Source organism: Pseudomonas sp. PDM10 (genome assembly GCF_014852295.1).
Taxonomy (GTDB): domain Bacteria; phylum Pseudomonadota; class Gammaproteobacteria; order Pseudomonadales; family Pseudomonadaceae; genus Aquipseudomonas.
In genome coordinates this window covers 1-495 of sequence record NZ_JACVBJ010000022.1, presented here as the reverse complement: position 1 = coordinate 495, position 495 = coordinate 1, and the positions used below count along the sequence as shown (strand labels likewise).

Annotated in this window: 1 protein-coding gene; it reads right to left on the bottom strand. The window is 65.9% G+C overall.

Going from position 1 to position 495, the window contains the following annotated elements; all coding sequences use genetic code 11:
* Window positions 1-138: 138 nt before the first annotated feature.
* Window positions 139-495 (bottom strand): peptide chain release factor-like protein (locus IB252_RS29925; RefSeq protein WP_318652743.1); only part of this gene is annotated, 357 nt, incomplete at its 5' end.

Here is a 495-nt window from a genome sequence, read left to right as displayed (position 1 = left end):
AGACACGACCGCGCTCAGCGACATGTCGAGCAGGCCGGAGATCAGACGCCGCACATCAAGCGCCGCATTCTCTATGCCGCCCGCTTGCAGGCGGTCGCGGCTTTCGGCAACGAGGCTCGCGAGCGTTTCCGCCATGGCTCAGCCCCGCTGTTCGCCAAGCAGCGCCAGCTGGCTCGCCTGGTAGTCGGCAAGCAGCGCATCGACGACCTCGTCGATCTCGCCCATCATCATCCGATCGAGCTTGTAGAGCGTCAGGTTGATGCGGTGATCGGTGAGGCGGCCCGGCGGGAAATTATAGGTGCGAATGCGCTCGGGGCGGTCGCCCGAGCCCACTTGGCTCTTGCGGTCGGCCGAGCGTTCGCTGTCGGCGCGCTGGCGCTCCATATCGTAGAGGCGCGAGCGCAGGACCTGCATCGCCTTTGCCCGGTTCTGGTGCTGCGACTTTTCCGAACTGGTGACGACGAGACCGGTCGGAAGGTGGGTGATGCGCACGGC